This window comes from Erythrobacter sp. HA7-11 (genome assembly GCF_055693605.1).
In genome coordinates this window covers 869686-887747 of record NZ_JBVFUF010000002.1, presented here as the reverse complement: position 1 = coordinate 887747, position 18062 = coordinate 869686, and the positions used below count along the sequence as shown (strand labels likewise).

The window sequence follows — 18062 nt, the reverse complement described above, 5'->3', positions numbered from 1 at the left end:
CAGAATGTCACGCTAAACTACGCCACGCCTCGGCAAATTGTTCCAATTCTTGCCGAGTGGTCGACCATCCAATGCTGACGCGGATGGTCCGCGCGGCGACTTCATCCGAGACGCCGAATGCATCGAGCACGCGGCTTTTCTTGAGCGTGCCGGATGAGCACGCGCTGCCTGCCGACACCGCGAAGCCCATTGCGTCGAGGCGAATGAGCAAAGCCTGCGCGGACATGGTCGGGTGCGTCAGCGCAAAAATGTAGTCCGCCTGCTGTCCGAACTGCATCAACGCATCGCCCATCTTGGCCGCAAAACCCGATCGCTGCGAGGTGGTGGTTGCCCAATCACCCGCCTCAAGCGCTGACGCCATGCCCAGCGCACCCGGCAAATTCTCCGTCCCCTGTCGATAGCCGCGCTCATGCCCGCCCACCGGCTCAAGCAGGTTGAAGTCGCGGACGAGCAACGCCCCAATTCCAATAGGCCCGCCAAACTTATGCGCCGAGATCACCAGCATATCGGCGTCGGGCAGGTCTAGTTTGCCAGCGCTTTGCGAGCAATCCGACAGCACCAGCGCTCCGGTCGGACGAACAGTTTCGACCATTTGCGACACCGGATTGATCGTGCCGGTTTCCGAGTTCACATGCTGGATCGCGACCAAAGTATCGGCGTCAAAAACTGTGTCATCTGCGACAATTCCTGCATCCGGCGCCGCGCGAAACACCGCGTCGTGCTCGACGGCACTGACGATCCGGCGTGTCGCCTTCGCGCGGTTGAGCGCGATCCAAAGCGCTTCGCTTGCTCCGCTCGTAAAGATCAGCTCGCGACTCCACCCCAGCGCCCGCTTGATCCGCTCGCGCGCATCCTCCAGCGCGGCCTTGGCCTTGCGCCCTTCGCCATGCGGAGAAGACGGGTTCGCCCAAATGGCAAAGCCTTCTTCCATCGCCGCCTTCGCCTCTGGGCACAGCGGCGATGCCGCGGCGTGATCGAGATAAATCCGAGATGTCATTTGCAGCGCTTAATGAGAACGATTCTTAACAATTTGCATAATGGATTGTGCCCCGTCTATAGGGCGCTTGATCGCTGGTGTCAGCCGACACTTCGCGCAACCATTTCATAAAGGTTATTCGATGCCATCCGTCATCTTTCCCGGCCCAGAAGGCCGTCTTGAGGGTCGTTTTTCTCCTCCACCTCGCCCGCGCGCACCCGTCGCGATGATCCTGCACCCGCACCCGGAAGGCGGCGGCACGATGAACGACCGGATCGTTCAGCGGCTCTACAAGACCTTTACCGATCGCGGATTTGCCACCTTGCGCTTCAACTTTCGCGGCGTAGGCCGCAGCCAGGGCAGTTTCGACAATGGGATTGGCGAATTGTCCGACGCGGCGAGCGCACTTGACTGGATCCAGTCGATCCATCCTGAGGCGCAGACGACCTGGGTGGCTGGCTATTCGTTTGGCGCGCTGATCGGCATGCAATTGCTGATGCGCCGTCCCGAAGTGCGCGGATTCATCTCAATTGCGCCGCCTGCGAATATGTACGATTTCAGCTTCCTCGCGCCGTGTCCGGCAAGCGGCATCTTTGTGCAAGGCGCGGTACGACACGGTGGTTCAGCCCAGCGCAGTGCAGAAGCTGGTCGACAAGCTGCGCACGCAAAAGCACATTACGATCCATCATGAAGAGATCCCGCGCGCAAACCACTTCTTCGAGAATGAGACCGAGGATCTGATGGCGTCAGTCGACAACTACCTCGATTTCCGCCTGTCGCCGGATTGTCCAATCAAGTGAGTTTTTGAGGTTACGCTCGCCCATCCGTGCGAGCGTCCTCCCGGCTATTCCCGCCGCTCCGCGCCGGGGCCGGTCCGGGCAGTACGCTTGGCCTTGCGGCTGCTGCGCAGCCGTGCTCCGCGACCAAGCTAATCCGAATGGTCAGGGCCTAGGCCATTGGCGTAGCAAGGCCGTATCGGCCTCAAACAGCGGAGTCGAAGACGGCTCTTCGAGCCAACCGGTAGGACAAGAAATCCCGCCCGCAGCGGCGCGAGGACCGAGGATTTCGCACGTCGGATGACGTGCGGACAACAAAACGTCCTTATTAACAACGCGAAAGTTCTTGCCATAGACATGTAATGTTGTAACATAGCAAGAGAGCGGAACCCATTGGGCCGCAAGAGTTCAGGGCCCGCTCCCCAGAAGAGAGGAGCTTGAATGCCATGAGCTATGTCACACAGAAACAATCCTATGATCCGGTCGCCATTATGGGCGCGATCGGAATCCCGGCGGCATTCGCAGGCCTGTTGGTGGTGGGTCTCGCGGTGAAAGCGGTCGTCGAGGAAAAAGAAGACGGGCCTTTCGGAGGAGTGGTCTTTACCCCGGAGCCACCACCTCCGCCTGACCCGGTTGAGCAAACAACCGATCAGCCCGAAATCAAACCGCCCCTAACCAATCCTTATGCGCCCGAGTCACCGTTCGACCTGCCCAGGCCCGACGTTGACCTGGATACAACCGGCGAACTCACCCCGCTCGGAGGGGACATAGACGTCGGCGGCGTAGACGTAGGGGGTCTTGGTCTCGGCGGTGACATTGGCGGCGATATCGCTCCAAAAGCCACGCTTGATCCTGTTGGAGCCAAACCGTCAAACAACCCGGCGCGTTGGGTAACCGACAGCGATTATCGCAGCATCTGGGTGCGGCGCGAATACACCGGCACAGCGCGCTTCAAACTCGATGTCAGTGCCAGCGGGCGTGTGTCCAATTGCACCATCACCAGCTCGACCGGCCACACCGCGTTGGATACCGCCACGTGCCGACTGATCACAGATCGCGCGCGTTTCAATCCCGCGCTCGATAGCAACGGCGCGCCGACAACCGGCACGTTCTCAAGCTCGATCAACTGGCAATTGCCTGATTGATTGAATTATTGGCCGGGGGCAGCCTCCTTGTCCCCGGTCTTACTCCGCCGCTTCGATTTGTTCGACCGGCGATGTCCCACTTGCATCTGGCAAGGTCCAGATCATCACATTGGCGATCGCAATTACGGCGAGCAGCACCATGAGCGCAGGCTGTTTGAGCGCACCCGTCCGCCGCCACAGCACAAACGCACCCGCAATCAACGCAAAAGCGGCCAGCATCACTATTCCCAAGACGATATTCATGGCCGTATCATTCTCTATCTGTTACCTATCTGTCCATGCGTGCATGCTAGGAAACCAATCTGCACGTGGCCCAAGATAATGACAAATAAGGAGGACGGAATGGGAATTTTCAGTTCAATCAAGAATGCAATCTTCGGCGGGGATGAAGAAGAGGCGAAAAGCAAAGATGCAGGCTCGTCTGCTGGAGCTGCAATCGGCGCTGCTGCTGCCGCTGCTACGTCAAAGCCAGCAGCGATAAGCGAAGTCGATGTCGCAGCCAATCTTGATGCAAGGCCCGGCGCGGACAAGCTCAATTGGCGCACCTCCATCGTCGACTTGATGAAACTACTCGGCCTCGACCCAAGCTTTGCCAACCGTAAGGAATTGGCAGCCGAACTGGGTGATACGGATTATTCCGGCACAGCCGAAGAGAACATCTGGCTGCACAAGAAGACGATGCAGGAAATCGCCAAAAATGGTGGCAAGGTTCCCGCGGAATTTCGTGACTGATTGACTTGGCAAGGTCGCTCGGTAACACGAGCGACCATGACCGAGACAAATCTAAACTTCACACGCCGTCAGGCCCTCGCTGGGCTTGGCGGCGTTTCTACATTGGCGCTGCTTCCTGGCTGTAAGGAAATGGCATTCAGCAGCGATCGCGGCGAGTTCGGCGCAGTCGAGCCAGACGCTGCGCTAGAGCGGATCAGCTATGAAATGCTCGCGCATGAGCCTGCACGTGCGACCGGGCTGGGTGTCGATACCGGCCAATATGCGGATTGGCGCGGCACGTTTGGAACGCCGGGACCAGAGGGCCGCGCTCAATACGCCGCCACTTTGGAACGGCTGCGCACCGCCGCAGCTGCCTATCCCAAAGATGATCTGACCCCGGATCAACAGACTAGCTTCGAAGTGGTCGAAAGCGCGTTTTCAAAGGCGCTCGAAGGCTTCGCTCTGCCCTATGGCGACGTCGCTGTCGGCAGCTGGCGCAACGCGCCTTACGTCGTCATCCAGAATGCCGGTGCATACATCGATCTGCCGCGTTTTCTGGGATCGAGCCAGCCGCTCGCGAACCCAGAAGACATCGACTATTATCTGAGCCGCATGAACGAGATTCCCGCCGTCCTCGATGGCGAGAATCAGCGTATGCAAGAGGCGCGCGGGATCGGCCTCGTCCCGCCAGACTTCCTGCTCGACAAGGCGATCGGCCAGATGGAGAGCACGATTGCAAGCGCGAAATCGGGCGAGCTTTACGTCAATGATCTGATCGCCAATCTTGAAAAGGCCGAATTGCCAACGCTCTCCTCTGGAGCCGTGAAGGCCTTGGTGAGCGGGCCGATTGCCGAAGCGCTTGAACGTCAGTTGGAAGAATTGAAAACCCAGCGCGCAGAAGCGGACAGCGATCCGGGCATGTGGAGCCAGCCGCAAGGCGAAGAGTATTACGCCTGGGCCACCAGCGCTTCGACCACGACCGATATGACGCCGGATGAGATCCACCAACAGGGGCTCGATGAGCTTGCCGAGCTGCATGGCCGAATGGACCCGATACTCAAGGAAATCGGCTATTCCACCGGCAGCGTTGGCGAGCGGATGCAGGCTTTGAGCCGGGACCCGCGCTACAAATTTGCCGAGGGCGATCCAGGGCGGGAAGAGATCTTCGCTTTCATTGACGAGCGCATTGAATGGATCAAAGCGCAAATGCCGCGCGCCTTCAACGAACTGGTCGATCCCAATATGGAAGTGCGCCGCATCCCGCCCAATGAAGAACCCGGCGCGCCCGGCGCCTATGGCGGTGCAGGCAGCAAGGATGGCAGCATTCCGGGTCGGTTCTGGATCAATCTGCGCACGACCGATCTGCACCGCAAATACGATCTCGCCGACCTCACCTATCACGAGGCGATCCCCGGCCATGTGTGGGAGGGTGAATACTCGAACAGGTTGCCACTGATCCGCTCTATCCTCGCTTTTGGTGCATTCAGCGAAGGCTGGGCACTCTATGGCGAACAACTCGCCGATGAGCTTGGAGCCTATGACGACTTCAAAGTCGGACGGTTGGGTTACCTGCAAAGCCTCGCATTCCGCGCCTGCCGCCTGGTGGTCGACACGGGCCTCCACCACAAGCGTTGGAGCCGAGAGCAAGCGCGCCAGTTCTTCGTCGAGCGCAATGGCTCGAAATATGAGGAAGTCGCGAGCGAAGTCGATCGATATTGCAGCTGGCCCGGCCAAGCATGTTCGTACAAGATCGGGCACAGCGAGATAGTTCGCCAGCGGGCCCGCGCCGAGGCCGAACTGGGCGGCGCTTACGATTTCAAGGCGTTCAACACGGCTGTCATTCTCGGCGGCAACTCTCCGCTCGATGTCGTCGCCAAGAATGTAGACCGCTATATTGCAGGTGCCCGCACCTGACCCCACATCTGTCCTGCCCCATTTCAGGAGAAACATATGGAACGCCTTGGCCTTGATCTTGAGACGATGCCGCGCGTCCCGCTGGCGCAGGACCATGTCGATGCAATCGCCGAGATCGGTGAGGAGCGAACCTATGAAGCCGGCGACTTCGTTGCCGAAGTCGGCGATCCGATGGACAAGTTTGTCTATGTGCTCGAAGGCGAGCTTGAGGTCGTCGATCCGTACACGGGCGAACGCAAATTTGAGCATGGGCTCGGCCCAACGCAGTTCATGGGGGAGATCGGATTCCTATCCGGCGCGACCAACTATCTCGGCATGCGGGCGGCTGAACCGACCCGGGTGATCGAAGCACCGCGCGAGGCGATGCTGGAGTTGATGAGTCGCATCCCCGAGCTGTCCGACCATATCATCACGGTCTATTCCGCGCGGCGGCGCAAGCAATTCGAAGAAAGCAACGGCGCCGTCAAAGTGATTGGCGCTGATCGCGATGGCAAAGTCCAGGCGGTCGAGCGGTTCCTCGCGCGCAACCGCATTCCCTTCGAGAGCTTTGATATGGACGCGACCGATGATGAGACCGCTCAGGTGTGCGACCTGACCGGGCATCAGCCGTCGGTTATTCTCGGCCAGTCAGAGACGCTCGACGACCCAACTCCGCGCAAAGTGGCGCAGTACCTCAATCTCGATCTCGATATCTGCTCAGAGCGCGTCGTTGATCTGCTGATCGTGGGCGGCGGACCCGCTGGTGTCGCAGCTGCGGTCTATGCAGGCTCGGAAGGGCTTGAGGCACTGGTGGTCGAAGATATGGCGATCGGCGGCCAGGCGGGTACGTCTAGCCGGATCGAAAACTACATGGGTTTCCCCACCGGCATCAGCGGCACGGATCTAACCTATCGCGGGCAGATTCAAGCGCTCAAGTTCGGCACGCGGTTTGCGATGCCGCGCCGGGTCGAAGGCCTTGCAAAGCGCGACGACGGCACGTTCTGCGCGACGCTGAACGATGGCGATGAGGTCTGCGCGCGGGCGATCCTGGTCAGCACCGGGGTGCAGTATAATCGCCTGCCACTGGAACGGCTCGAAGAGTTCGAGGGCGCAGGCGTCTTCTACGCTGCGACCGAAATGGAAGCGCGCTTCTGCCGCAACACCGAAGTTGTAGTAATCGGTGGCGGCAACTCAGCGGGCCAAGCCGCGATGTACCTTTCACGCGCAGCCTCGCATGTGCATCTGGTCGTCCGCTCCGACAGTCTGGCGGCCTCGATGTCGAGCTATCTCACCAGCAGGCTAGAGGCCGACAAGCGCATCACCATTCACTACAACACGACCGTGACCAAGCTCCACGGTGACGATCACTTGGACGGCGTCACATTCACGACGCCCGACGGCGAAGAGCATCAAGAGACGCGCGCACTCTTCATCATGATTGGCGCCGCTCCCAATACCGAGTGGCTGTCCGGTTTGGTCGAAACAGACAAAAAGGGATTTGTCTTGACCGGCGACGCGGTCGAACGCCCCTCACCCTACGAAACTGGCACCGACGGTATCTTCGCGGTCGGCGATGTGCGCGCCGGTTCGGTCAAACGCGTCGCCAGTGCCGTAGGAGAAGGCTCAGTCGTAGTCAGCCAGGTCTGGAGCTATCTCGACGGATTAAAGCAAGCCCAAGACTGAAGATCGCGAGCGGAGCTTGAGCAGGCCTCGCAATGCTGGGAGTCTATCGGCGCATCATCCCGCTGACGATTGAACCCAGTATTCCGCCGAGCGGATTGCTGCCGCCGCCACTCGCTGGCGCGTTTGCACCGCCGCCGGTCGCCTGCTTGGCCATATAACCCGCAACCGCCATGGCAAGGATAGGCAGCATTTTCTTGAGGATGCCTTCGTCAATCCCGGTCATGGATGACACTTCGCCTGCGACCGAGCGGCTCACATCCTTACTGCCGAAGATATTGCCGAGGATGTCATTGCCTTGATTGACCGGGGTCGGCCTTGAGCCAAGCACTGCATCGAGCAGCCCTCCTCCCAGACCACTGCCAGACCCGCCTCCAAGAATCGCTCCTGCAAGGCCGCCCAATCCGCCCATCGGATCAGGCGTCGCGGTTCCGCCGGTGGCGCTGCGTCCCATGCCGGCGACAATAGCTGGCAGCAAAGCGCCGGCAGCGGTCTTGGCCATTCCCTCATCAATTCCCAGTTCGTTCGCCATCGCACTGATAGCGCCAGTCTGCTGCAACATTTGCGCTAGGCTCATGTCTGCTCTCCCATTTGAGCGCGCTCGCGCTTATTTCTTGCCGAAGAAGCCTTTGGCCATATCCATCACATCGTTGATAGGATTGCCATCGCCATCCTTGTCGATCATCGAGGCAAAGCTGGAAAGCGAGCCTTCGCCGCCAATCTGGTCAACAATCTGGCTGAGTACGCCTGTATCGAGACCGGTTTTCTCCGCCGCCAGTTCGACGGTATCTCCGTCAAGCTGATGGGTCTGACCCAGAGCTGCGATGGCTTGTTCCGCCATAGATGGATCGATGCCGACCTTCTCTGCGAGGTTCGCCACATCGTCCGGTGCGCCGCCGATATTTTTCAGTATGCCATCGAGTATACTCATGATCCCGCTCCTTTTGTTGGACGAGGAAGATGCACCGTCCCGAGAGGAATTGAAAGGGCAAACCTGAAACTAGTCTCTTTGCTTCGGAACCCGTCGTCTTCTGTCGAATTGGATAGGCGAAGGGACAAAATATGAAATTCGCCAGTTGGTTATTAATTACGCTCGGCGTGATCGCGGTCATTGCAACGATATCATCGCTTCTGCCGACCAACTTTTGGCTAGTGAGGCAGATCGATCTTGTGCGCGAAATCCTGACCTATTTCCTGGTCGTGGTATTCGTGATTGCCATCCTGCTCCCTACCAATCGCAGGGGCGTGCTCGCTGCGCTTTTCGGAGTGGCAATCCTGATCAATCTCTGGCGGATCTGGCCCTATGCGGAATTTGCGCCGAACGATCTGGAGTTTGCGCAAGACGCGCCTGCCGATCAGTGCTTCACCGCCTATTCCGGCAATGTGAAAATGACCAACCGCGACTTCGCACGTCTGATCGCGCAGGTCGAAAAGTATGATCCTGACCTTCTGTTCCTCACAGAAACGGATAGCCAATGGGTCGAAGCGTTGCAGCCGCTCCTCGCGCGCTATCCCAATGTGCGCACACATCCGCAGAACGACACTTTCGGCAAGGTATTCGCTAGCCGCGTTGCGACAGTCGACACCGATATCAGCGAGAAACCGGGTGAGGATACGCCCACGCTTTATGCGTTGCTGCGGGCAAGCGACGTGGATCTGATCCGTTTTACAGGGTTGCATCCAAAAGCGCCGCTGCCCGGACAGAATACCGACGAACGCGACCGCAGCATTCTACGCGCCGCGGAGCGTGCCGATGGCGAAATTGCAGGGGCCATCGCGATGGGCGATTTCAACGATGTGCCGTGGTCCTCCACGACGACTGCTTTTCGTGTCGAAGGCGACTGGCGAGATCCCCGCATAGGACGCGGCACCTATCCAACCTTCCCGGCATTTTCGCTGCCGTTTGGATGGCCGCTTGATCAGATTATGGTCAAAGGCGAGGTGGAGATTGCCGAATTCGAAGTGCTGGAATCGAACGGGTCAGATCACCGGGCAGTCTTAGCGCGGTTTTGCCTGCCGCGACCGATCAATATCGAGGGCCGGATTTAAAAAGCCCCGCACCGGTCTTTCTGCCGGGCGGGGCTTTCCTCTCCAACTTTGAATCGAGTCAGGCGGCCACCGGCTTTGCCGGTGCGGCCTGACGGACGCCTTCGTCAACGTGGCTTTCAAACTCGGCAAAGTTTTCGATGAACAGCTGCACCAGCTTCATCGCTGTCGCGTCGTATTCGTCTTTGTCGGCCCATGTATCGCGCGGATTGAGGATCGTCTGATCGATACCCTGCTCGGCGAGAACCGGCACATGCACCGGTACGTCAAAGCCGAAATTGTCATCGCGGCGATATTCGACATTATCGAGGTCGCCATCAAGGGCAGCGTTGAGGAGCGCGCGGGTCGCCTTAATCGGCATACGGTTGCCGACGCCATATTTGCCGCCGGTCCAGCCGGTGTTGAGGAGCCAGCACTGCACCCCGCCTTTGGCGATCCGCTCTTTCAAGAGGTTGCCGTAAACGCTCGGGTGGCGCGGCATGAAGGGCGCGCCAAAGCAGGTCGAAAAGGTTGCTTCCGGCTCGGTCACACCGATTTCCGTGCCCGCCACTTTCGCGGTGTAGCCCGACAGGAAGTGGTACATCGCCTGCTCCGGCGTCAAACGCGCAATCGGAGGCAACACGCCAAACGCATCGGCGGTGAGCATCACGACATTCTTCGGCACCGGGCCGAGGTTCTTCTCGCTCGTGTTCGGGATGTAATGGATCGGGTAAGCGCCGCGGGTATTTTCGGCGAGCGCGTTATCGTCAAAGTCGAGCTCGCGGGTCTGCTCGTCCATCACTACGTTCTCGAGCACCGTGCCGAACATTTTGGTTGTGGCATAAATCTCGGGCTCTGCCTCTTCGGAAAGGCGGATCATTTTCGCATAGCAACCGCCTTCGAAATTGAAGACAGCGGTGTCTGACCAGCCATGTTCGTCATCGCCAATCAACGTGCGCGAGGCGTCAGCGGAGAGCGTCGTCTTGCCAGTGCCCGACAGGCCAAAGAAGACCGCTGTCTCACCTTCGGCGCTGATATTGGCAGAGCAATGCATCGGCATAACGCCTTTGGTTGGCAGCAGGTAGTTGAGAATACCGAAGACGCTCTTCTTCATCTCGCCCGCGTAACGCGTGCCGCCAATCAGGATCAGTTTTTCGGTCAGGTTCACCGCGATCACGGTTTCGCTGTTGGTCCCGTGACGCGCTGGATCAGCCTTGAACGACGGCAGATCGATGATTGTATATTCGGGTGCGAAATCCGCCAGCTCGTCCACGGTCGGGCGCACCAGCAGAGTGCGGATGAACAGATTGTGCCACGCCAGCTCGTTGATCACGCGCACATTGACGCGGTGCTCCGGCTGAGACCCGCCGAACAGGTCAGCCACGTAGAGCGTGTCTTTCTCGCCCAGAGCCGCCATGAAGTCAGCCTTCAGATTGGCGAAATGTTCGGGCGTCATGCCCTTATTGACCTTGCCCCACCAAACGGTCTCTTCGGTGGTTTCATCGCGAACGATGAACTTGTCATTCGCGCTGCGTCCGGTTTTCGCGCCGGTCTTCACGACCAAGGCGCCATGCTTTGACAGCGAACCCTCGCCAGCAGCGATCGAAGCCTCAACCAGTTCAGGAGTGCCGAAATTGGCGTGAACATTGGCCGAAACGGAAATTCCCTGATCTGAAAGGGATTGGGCAAGCGGGGTCAACGATAGTCTCCTGAACCAAATTTCGCCGGAAGAGGCAGAGCAGGATCGTCAAAACCAGGCTGCGTTCCCATCAGAGAATCGGTTAGCCCGGCGCCTGCACAGACCCCTTATGCATACGTGTGCATAAAGGAGGTGGGAGATTGCGTCAAACGCACGAAGCGCAATATCACCTGCTCAAATCGCAAGTCTGAGGCGGCCTATATTGCTGCGTTGTTTGTGCGCGATTTACCGGCTAATCATAGTCGCAAGCGGATTGGTTTTCAGCTGCCTACCCGCCCAGAAAAGGTGATGAATGAGCGAGACTAACGGCGAGAGTTCGGATCATGGTGACGAAGTGACCATTGCTCTGGTCGACGATGATCGCAACATCCTGACGACGGTATCGATCGCATTGCAAGCCGAAGGGTTTAAAACGCGTCTTTATTCGGACGGTGAAACCGCGCTCAAAGCGTTGGTCGAAAACCCGCCTGACCTCGCCGTCTTCGATATCAAAATGCCGAAAATGGACGGACTCGAATTGCTTCGCCGTGTGCGCGAACGGACTGATCTGCCGGTCATATTCCTCACTTCGAAAGACGACGAGATTGACGAGGAACTGGGCCTTCAACTGGGCGCCGATGACTACATCGCCAAGCCATTCAGTCAGCGGCTTTTGATTGCACGCATACGCGCCATTTTGCGTCGCGCTGATCCGCACAAACCGCTTGGCATCGAGCCGCAGGAGATCGCGCCGGCCAATCCGAGCATTTCAACCGCTCGACTGTTTATGGATCCGGCTAGGCATCACGTGACCTGGGATGATCGTCCGGTTAGCCTTACGGTAACGGAATTTCTCATCCTGGAGGCTCTCGCGGCGCGCCCGGGCGTCATCAAAAGCCGCAATCAATTGATGGACGCGGCCTATCCCGACGACATCTTCGTCGATGACCGGACAGTCGATAGCCATATCAAACGGATGCGGCGCAAATTCCGCAATGTCGATCCGGACTTCGCAGCCATCGATACGCTTTACGGAGCCGGTTACAGCTTCACCGATGGATGAATCCAACGCACCTACGTTAGGCCAGAAGGTGGAGCGGCTCAGTTTCATGGGGCGCTTCTCCCTTACGGCGCGCATTCTCGCTGTGAACCTGCTGCCATTGATGGTACTGGGCGGCGGTCTCTTTTACATCGACAGCTATCGTACGCAATTGATCGGTGAACGCTTCAAACTCGCACGGATCGAGGCGCAGATTACCGCTGAGGCATTGGCCGGCGCAACCCGTGAACGGCAAGAAGCTTTGCTCGTCCAGATCGGCAAGGAACAGCGGATGCGGCTGCGCATGTTCGATTCCGAAGGGCTCCTATGGGCAGACAGTTTCGCGCTCGATGAAGATGGTCCGGCATTCGAATTCGACGACATTTCGGACGACGATTGGAACCAGCAATTCGCACGCTGGATGGACCGGACCGTCGATACCATCGTCAGCGCTGAAGCGGTGACCGACTATGTCGAGCCCGATTCCGAAACTGCCGATGCCTGGCCCGAACTGGTGGCCGCCCGCGAAGAAGGTGTAAGCCAGATCACCCTATATGACTGGCGCGACGGAACACCGGTGATCACCGCTGCCGCCCCGGTTGGGCTGAACGGCGCGACTTTGCTGACCACCCGCAATGCAGTCGACATTACCGAGGCGGTGCGAGCAGCGCGTTCGACATTGGTGATCGCCGTTCTGGTGGTGCTATTTGCGTCGATCCTGCTCTCTCTGTTTCTTGCACGTACCATTGTCACGCCGTTGCGGCTGCTTGCGAAAGCGGCTGTGCGCGTGCGCCAAGGCCGCGAGCGCGAGGTCGAAGTGCCCCGCTTGCCCGAGCGTGGCGACGAAATCGGCCTGCTTGCGCGCGCGGTGTCGGATATGACGGGCGCGCTCCGGCACCGGATTGATGCGGTCGACAGCTTCGCTGCCGATGTCGCGCATGAGATCAAGAACCCGCTCGCCTCTTTGCGCAGCGCCATCGAGTCCCTGCCGCGTGTCAAAGACGCTGAAACCCGCGAAAAGCTGACGGATATTGCGACGCACGACGTGCGGCGAATTGACCGTCTGGTCAGCGAAATCTCCGATGCCAGCCGGATCGACGCGGAAATGTCGCGCGCCACGCTGGAACGGCTCGATCTGTCCGATCTGGTGCGGGCGATTATCGGCAGCCGCGAGGACCGAGCAGAAAACCGCGACCGCGAGATTGTACTGACTGCGCGCGGCTATGCCGCCACTGTTGTCGGCGTTGGCGCGCGGCTTGAGCGTGTCGTTGAAAATCTGCTCGACAACGCCGTCTCATTCTCACCGCCCGATGCGCCCATTCGGGTCGACATCGACAATGACGGAGATCGCATCGTCTTGACGGTGTGCGATGATGGACCAGGTATCCCCGAGGACTCGCGCGAGAAGGTATTCCATCGCTTCCATTCGGTCCGACCCGATAGCGAAGACTTCGGAAATCACTCAGGGCTTGGCCTTGCAATCGCACGCGCCATCGCAGAGGCGCATGACGGCTCACTGATCGCGGAGCCTCGGCCCGACGGGAAATCCGGGGCTTGCCTGCGGCTCGAATTGCCCGCCGCACCGTGACGTTGGTTCAAGCCAGCGCCGTTGCGATTGATGGCCGCGCGCTGATGCTGGAAGGCGAGCCGGGAAGCGGTAAAAGTTCGCTCGCTTTGGCCTTGATTGAGCGCGGTGCCAAATTGATCGGGGACGATGGTGTCGAATTGGTCAAAGATGGGGGGCGGGTCTTCGCTCATCCTCCCCCCAATATTGCAGGCAAGCTCGAAATTCGCGGGGTTGGAATTGTCGAGCTAACACCGGTCAGCGCGCCGCTCTCGCTCATTCTGACATTGACGGGCGATGCGCCAAGATATCGAGAAACGGCGGAAATGCGCGAAGTATCAGGCGTGTCTATCCCCCGCCTGCCCTTTACACCGGGTGATATCGCCCCCGCCGAACGCGCGCTTTGGGCGCTTAAATTTCATGGTCTCAGCCAATAACCTCAAAACATGGTGTTGCATTCATTTAACCGGACGCGGATTACCGTGCTCTGACTATGCCAGAGACCGATTCTCCCTCAAGCGACGTGGCCCCATCACCGGTGTCAGATGATCGCCAACGCATCTTGCTTGTCACCGGATTATCGGGTGCCGGCAAGTCGACCACTCTCGACGTGCTCGAAGACATGGGTTGGGAGACTATCGATAACTTTCCAGTGCGGTTGTTGCGCGGCCTGATCTCCAGCCCGAACAATCAGACAGCACCGCTCGCAATCGGCTTTGATTCGCGCACACGCGGCTTTGTGCCCGCCAACATAATCAAGCTGGTCAAAGACCTCTCGACGCGCAGCGATCTATCGATCACCTTTATGTATATCGACTGCGCCAGCGGAGAGATTGAGCGGCGCTTCAACGAGACACGCCGCCGCCATCCAATGGCACAAGGACGGCCGTTGCAGGAAGGGATCAAGGCGGAGCGCGAACTGCTCGATCCATTGCGCCGCTGGGCTGACATCGTCGTCGATACGACCGAACTTAAAACCAACCAGTTGCAAAACCATGTGCGCGATCTGTTCAGCGATGCGACCGGACAACCGACGACGCTCACAATCTCAAGCTTCGGATTTGCCCGCGGCATGCCGCCGCTCGCCGATCTGGTTTTCGATATGCGCTTCCTCGACAATCCACACTGGGTCGAGGGCTTGCGCGAACTCACAGGCCAGGATGAGCCGGTCGGCGCTCATATTGGGCAAGACCCTGGTTTCGCCCCGGCCTATGCCCAAATTCGCGAACTATTGCTAACCCTCCTCCCGCGCTATGAAGCGCAGGGGAAGTCATACGTCCACGTCGCATTCGGTTGTACCGGCGGGAGACACCGCTCTGTCTTTACCGCTGAACGGATGGCGCAAGACTTGCGTGATGCCGGATTTTCGCCCACTGTCCGGCACCGCAATCTTGGCTCGCGCGCCGCCGACGAAATCGAGCGTCGGTGACACGTATGAGCCTGGACCGTCATGATTTGGCTTCGGCCTCCAGCTGCTTTGCGATGCGATGCGAGCTGGTAACAGAACGAGATAACGGACCCGAGTTTCACACATGATCGGTTTGATTTTGGTCACGCACGGTACCGTTTGGCTGAACAATTCGTGGAAGCGATGGAGCACGTTGTTGGTCCGCAAGACAATCTGGCGACTGTGTGCATTGGGCCAGACGATGACGTCGAGCAGCGCCGCACCGATATTGCCGATGCGATAACTCAGGTGGACGGCGGTGACGGCGTGATCGTCCTCACCGATTTGTTCGGGGGCACGCCCTCTAATCTCGCAATTTCGCTGCTTGATGCGGGCAAGGTGGAAGTGATCGCCGGGATTAATCTGCCAATGCTGATCCGGCTCGCCGGTGCTCGCAAAAGCATGAACGTCAACGAAGCTGTCCAGGCCGCGCAGGAGGCAGGACGCAATTATATCACAGTCGCGAGCGAATTGCTGGGCGATGATGCAAAGCCTGCCGAGGCCAAGGCGTAGACTGCGATGGGCGAGAAGCGTCGGACCATGGAAATCGTCAACCAACGCGGCCTGCACGCACGCGCCAGCGCCAAGTTTGTCGGCGCAGTCAGCGCGCTGCCCGAAACCGTAAAGGTCCGCGTAGCAAAGGACGGCAACGAAGCTGCCGGTGGGTCGATCCTGGGCCTGATGATGCTGGGCGCAGCCAAAGGCGACATTGTCGAGCTTATTGTGGAAGGTGATGGTGCAGACGAGGTGCTAGCAGACCTTTGTGCACTCGTCGGCAATGGCTTCGGTGAGGAATGAGCACCGACCGCATGGGTGAAGCGCGCAAGTACATCACCGGCTTTTCCAATCCGACCGTCAAATATCTACGCTCTCTGCGCGATAAAAAGCATCGCAAGCGGGCAGGTCAATTCTTGGCCGAAGGCTTGCGACTGCTGACGGATGCGCGCGAATGTCGGCATGTTCCACAGTCGCTAGTCATGGCTGAAGTGCGCGACCCGCACCCTTTGCTCGACGCTTTGGAACGCGACGTTCGCGAAGCTGGTGGCGAAGTCATCACCACCACACCTGACATCCTCACCAAGATCACTGGAAAATCGAACGCACAAAGCGTTGTCGGCCTATTCGATGAGTTCGATACATCGCTTGATGCGATCGACCGCGATGCTGCGAAGATCTGGCTGGTCGCTCAGGACCTGCGCGATCCTGGCAATCTTGGCACGATGCTGCGTACCGGCGACGCCGTGGGCGCAGGCGGGCTGATCCTGATAGACGACTGCGCCGATCCATTCAGCGCCGAAGCTGTGCGCGCGAGCATGGGAGCGGTGTTCACGCAGAGAATCGCGCAGGCGAGCTGGGAAGAGTTTGTCCCGTGGCTGCGCGGCGGCGCGGGGCAATTGGTCGCAGCGAGCCTGCGGGATGCCGAACCCTATCGCGAAGCCGCCTATCGGGCGCCGTGCTTCGTAATGGTCGGCAATGAGAGCCAGGGCTTGCCCGAAGCCTATGAGGCGGAATGCGACCTGCGCGTGACAATGCCGATGAAGGGCCGCGCGGATAGCCTGAACGCGGCGGTAGCTGGCGCGGTACTGGCGTATGAAGTGCTGGCGGGGTTGGAGAGGTAGCTATTCTGCCGCGTCGCGCCCAAGCTTCTCAACGCCCTCCAGCGCATCGGCTTCGACCGCATCGTCCGCATTGTAGCGCGGTGCGCTTTCTACGAGCGGCACATCCTCGATCTCGCGCTTGCCGATCTCGATGCCCTTATCTGCAAGGCGTTTGCCAGAGGAGAGGACGTTGCGCTCAAAGCTTCCGACGAACTTGTTGTAATTGTTGACCGCGCTTTCGAGCCCGCCGCCAACGCGCTTGAGGTGGCCAGCCGCAACGCTAAGGCGCTCGTACAGTTCGGCACCCATCCGCCCAATTTCCTGCGCGTCTTTGGCAAGCCCATCCTGCCGCCAGACTTGCGCTACCGTGCGCGCGATAGCGACCAGATTGGTCGGAGTAGCCAGAAGCACTCGGCGTTCAAAAGCGAAATCCCACAGTTGAGGATCAGCCTCCAGCGCGGCAGTCACAAAATGTTCGCCCGGCACGAACATGATCACATAATCGGGTGCTTCCTCGAATTGCGACTGGTAGCTTTTCGCGCCAAGCGTTTGGACATGGTTTCGCATCGATTTTGCATGCATAGCCAAGTGCTGGTCGCGTTCGGCGTCTTCATCGGCTTCGAACGCGGCCTGATATGCGTTCAGCGAAACCTTTGAATCGATTACCAACTTCTTCTGTCCGGGCACGTTGATGATCGCATCGGGGCGTAAACGGCCTTCATCCGTCTCGACCGAGTGCTCCATGATGAAATCGGTGTGCTGCGCCAGTCCGCATTGTTCGAGCAGGTTCTGCAGCGCCCGCTCGCCCCAACGCCCGCGAGCTTTGGGTGCGTTGGTAAGCGAATTGCCGAGCCGCTGAGCCTCGCGGCGCACCTGCTCCTGACCGTCGCGCATGGACTGGATTAGGCCGTGTAGCTGCCCGAACGCATCCTTGCGCTGGCTCTCTAGCGTCTCGACCTGTTTTTCGTACTTTTCGAGCCGCTCTCCGACCGGATTGAGCAGCGCCTTGATCTTGGCCTCACCCGTTTCTTCAGATTGCTTGAAGCGCTCTTCGGCGCGTTTGAGGAACGCTTCTTGCGCCTTGCCCAGCACTGCCGCGCCGGTGTTCTCAAATTCCTTGAGCAGCTTATCACGGCTCTCTTCCAGCAGGCGTTTCTGCTCCGCAAACCCTGCTCGCTCAGCCTGAAACTGTGCGTTTTCCGCCCGCGCTTTGTCGAGATCGCCTGCCAGCGCATCCGCGCGCGCGGCGCGCTCACCCAAAGCGGAGACTTCGATCCGCGCTTCGCCCAATTCAGCGATGGCTTGTTTGAATTCGCCTTCCTTCTCGCTCAGCCGGGTTTTGAGGTCTGCGACCGGACGCGAGCCGAAAAACCAGCCCAACGTCCCGCCGATCAGCAAGGCAGCGATTGCAACGATCGCGATAATTACATTTGCGTCCATGATGGGAACATAGCTGGAACAGAGCAGCGAGCCAAGCGACTAAACCGGCCAAAACGGAACCAATCCCCAATGCCGTGCGCTTTCTCAACA

The 18062-nt window shown here is 59.1% G+C and carries 17 protein-coding genes and 2 pseudogenes; 13 read left to right on the top strand and 6 right to left on the bottom strand.

Annotated features, from left to right (window positions below; genetic code table 11):
- Positions 1–7: 7 nt before the first annotated feature.
- A complete protein-coding gene (locus ACZ1GU_RS04595) occupies positions 8–997 on the bottom strand; it encodes a cysteine desulfurase family protein (protein ID WP_472646906.1) in 990 nt (329 codons plus the stop codon).
- 121 nt (positions 998–1118) lie between these two features.
- Between ACZ1GU_RS04595 and ACZ1GU_RS04590 the strand changes: the two are divergent.
- Both ACZ1GU_RS04590 and ACZ1GU_RS04585 read left to right on the top strand, forming a co-directional pair.
- A pseudogene (locus ACZ1GU_RS04590) lies at positions 1119–1776 on the top strand (alpha/beta hydrolase).
- A gap of 422 nt (positions 1777–2198) precedes the next feature.
- Positions 2199–2897, top strand: a complete 699-nt coding sequence (locus tag ACZ1GU_RS04585; protein ID WP_472646904.1) for an energy transducer TonB — start codon at positions 2199–2201, stop codon at positions 2895–2897.
- Between the two features lie 39 nt (positions 2898–2936).
- On the opposite strand, the gene ACZ1GU_RS04580 is transcribed toward ACZ1GU_RS04585, so the two are convergent.
- Positions 2937–3140 carry a hypothetical protein gene (locus ACZ1GU_RS04580; RefSeq protein WP_472646902.1) on the bottom strand — a complete coding sequence of 68 codons (204 nt, stop codon included), beginning with the start codon at positions 3138–3140 and terminating at the stop codon, positions 2937–2939.
- A 99-nt stretch (positions 3141–3239) separates the two neighbouring features.
- On the opposite strand from ACZ1GU_RS04580, the gene ACZ1GU_RS04575 reads away from it, so the two are divergent.
- From ACZ1GU_RS04575 to ACZ1GU_RS04565, 3 genes are read left to right on the top strand one after another with little or no spacing between them, the layout of a single operon-like run.
- Complete coding sequence (locus ACZ1GU_RS04575) at positions 3240–3629, top strand: DUF3597 domain-containing protein (RefSeq protein WP_472646901.1); 390 nt, start codon at positions 3240–3242, stop codon at positions 3627–3629.
- A gap of 36 nt (positions 3630–3665) precedes the next feature.
- Positions 3666–5522: a DUF885 domain-containing protein gene (locus ACZ1GU_RS04570; RefSeq protein ID WP_472646899.1), complete on the top strand. Its 1857-nt coding sequence runs from the start codon at positions 3666–3668 to the stop codon at positions 5520–5522.
- Positions 5523–5558: 36 nt separating this feature from the next.
- Complete coding sequence (locus tag ACZ1GU_RS04565; protein ID WP_472646897.1) at positions 5559–7184, top strand: FAD-dependent oxidoreductase; 1626 nt, start codon at positions 5559–5561, stop codon at positions 7182–7184.
- 43 nt (positions 7185–7227) lie between these two features.
- Here the strand turns inward: ACZ1GU_RS04565 and ACZ1GU_RS04560 are convergent, their stop codons facing one another.
- Both ACZ1GU_RS04560 and ACZ1GU_RS04555 read right to left on the bottom strand, forming a co-directional pair.
- Positions 7228–7758 carry a DUF937 domain-containing protein gene (locus tag ACZ1GU_RS04560; protein ID WP_472646896.1) on the bottom strand — a complete coding sequence of 177 codons (531 nt, stop codon included), beginning with the start codon at positions 7756–7758 and terminating at the stop codon, positions 7228–7230.
- A 30-nt stretch (positions 7759–7788) separates the two neighbouring features.
- Positions 7789–8112: a hypothetical protein gene (locus ACZ1GU_RS04555; RefSeq protein WP_472646895.1), complete on the bottom strand. Its 324-nt coding sequence runs from the start codon at positions 8110–8112 to the stop codon at positions 7789–7791.
- Between the two features lie 131 nt (positions 8113–8243).
- On the opposite strand from ACZ1GU_RS04555, the gene ACZ1GU_RS04550 reads away from it, so the two are divergent.
- A complete protein-coding gene (locus ACZ1GU_RS04550) occupies positions 8244–9230 on the top strand; it encodes an endonuclease/exonuclease/phosphatase family protein (protein ID WP_472646894.1) in 987 nt (328 codons plus the stop codon).
- 58 nt (positions 9231–9288) lie between these two features.
- Here ACZ1GU_RS04550 and ACZ1GU_RS04545 read toward each other — a convergent pair whose 3' ends face one another.
- Positions 9289–10905, bottom strand: a complete 1617-nt coding sequence (locus ACZ1GU_RS04545; protein ID WP_472646893.1) for a phosphoenolpyruvate carboxykinase — start codon at positions 10903–10905, stop codon at positions 9289–9291.
- 292 nt (positions 10906–11197) lie between these two features.
- Here ACZ1GU_RS04545 and ACZ1GU_RS04540 point away from each other — a divergent pair, with 292 nt between their 5' ends.
- From ACZ1GU_RS04540 to ACZ1GU_RS04510, 7 genes and pseudogenes are all read left to right on the top strand, one after another.
- Entirely contained in the window at positions 11198–11947 is a 750-nt protein-coding gene (locus ACZ1GU_RS04540) for a response regulator (protein WP_472646892.1), read from the top strand.
- Positions 11940–13511: a sensor histidine kinase gene (locus ACZ1GU_RS04535; protein WP_472646891.1), complete on the top strand. Its 1572-nt coding sequence runs from the start codon at positions 11940–11942 to the stop codon at positions 13509–13511. Before ACZ1GU_RS04540 ends, ACZ1GU_RS04535 begins: the two co-directional genes overlap by 8 nt.
- Entirely contained in the window at positions 13478–13924 is a 447-nt protein-coding gene (locus ACZ1GU_RS04530) for an HPr kinase/phosphorylase (RefSeq protein WP_472646890.1), read from the top strand. The genes ACZ1GU_RS04535 and ACZ1GU_RS04530 overlap by 34 nt, the downstream gene beginning before the upstream one ends.
- Before the next feature lie 56 nt (positions 13925–13980).
- Positions 13981–14916: an RNase adapter RapZ gene (rapZ, locus tag ACZ1GU_RS04525; RefSeq protein ID WP_472646889.1), complete on the top strand. Its 936-nt coding sequence runs from the start codon at positions 13981–13983 to the stop codon at positions 14914–14916.
- Positions 14917–15019: 103 nt separating this feature from the next.
- A pseudogene (locus ACZ1GU_RS04520) lies at positions 15020–15447 on the top strand (PTS sugar transporter subunit IIA).
- A 6-nt stretch (positions 15448–15453) separates the two neighbouring features.
- On the top strand, positions 15454–15732 hold the full coding sequence (locus ACZ1GU_RS04515; RefSeq protein ID WP_472646888.1) for an HPr family phosphocarrier protein: 279 nt from the start codon (positions 15454–15456) through the stop codon (positions 15730–15732).
- Positions 15729–16553 carry a TrmH family RNA methyltransferase gene (locus ACZ1GU_RS04510; protein ID WP_472646887.1) on the top strand — a complete coding sequence of 275 codons (825 nt, stop codon included), beginning with the start codon at positions 15729–15731 and terminating at the stop codon, positions 16551–16553. The genes ACZ1GU_RS04515 and ACZ1GU_RS04510 overlap by 4 nt, the downstream gene beginning before the upstream one ends.
- On the opposite strand, the gene ACZ1GU_RS04505 is transcribed toward ACZ1GU_RS04510, so the two are convergent.
- Positions 16554–17972, bottom strand: coding sequence for a DNA recombination protein RmuC (locus tag ACZ1GU_RS04505; protein WP_472646886.1), 1419 nt, complete (start codon positions 17970–17972; stop codon positions 16554–16556).
- Positions 17973–18062 lie beyond the last annotated feature (90 nt).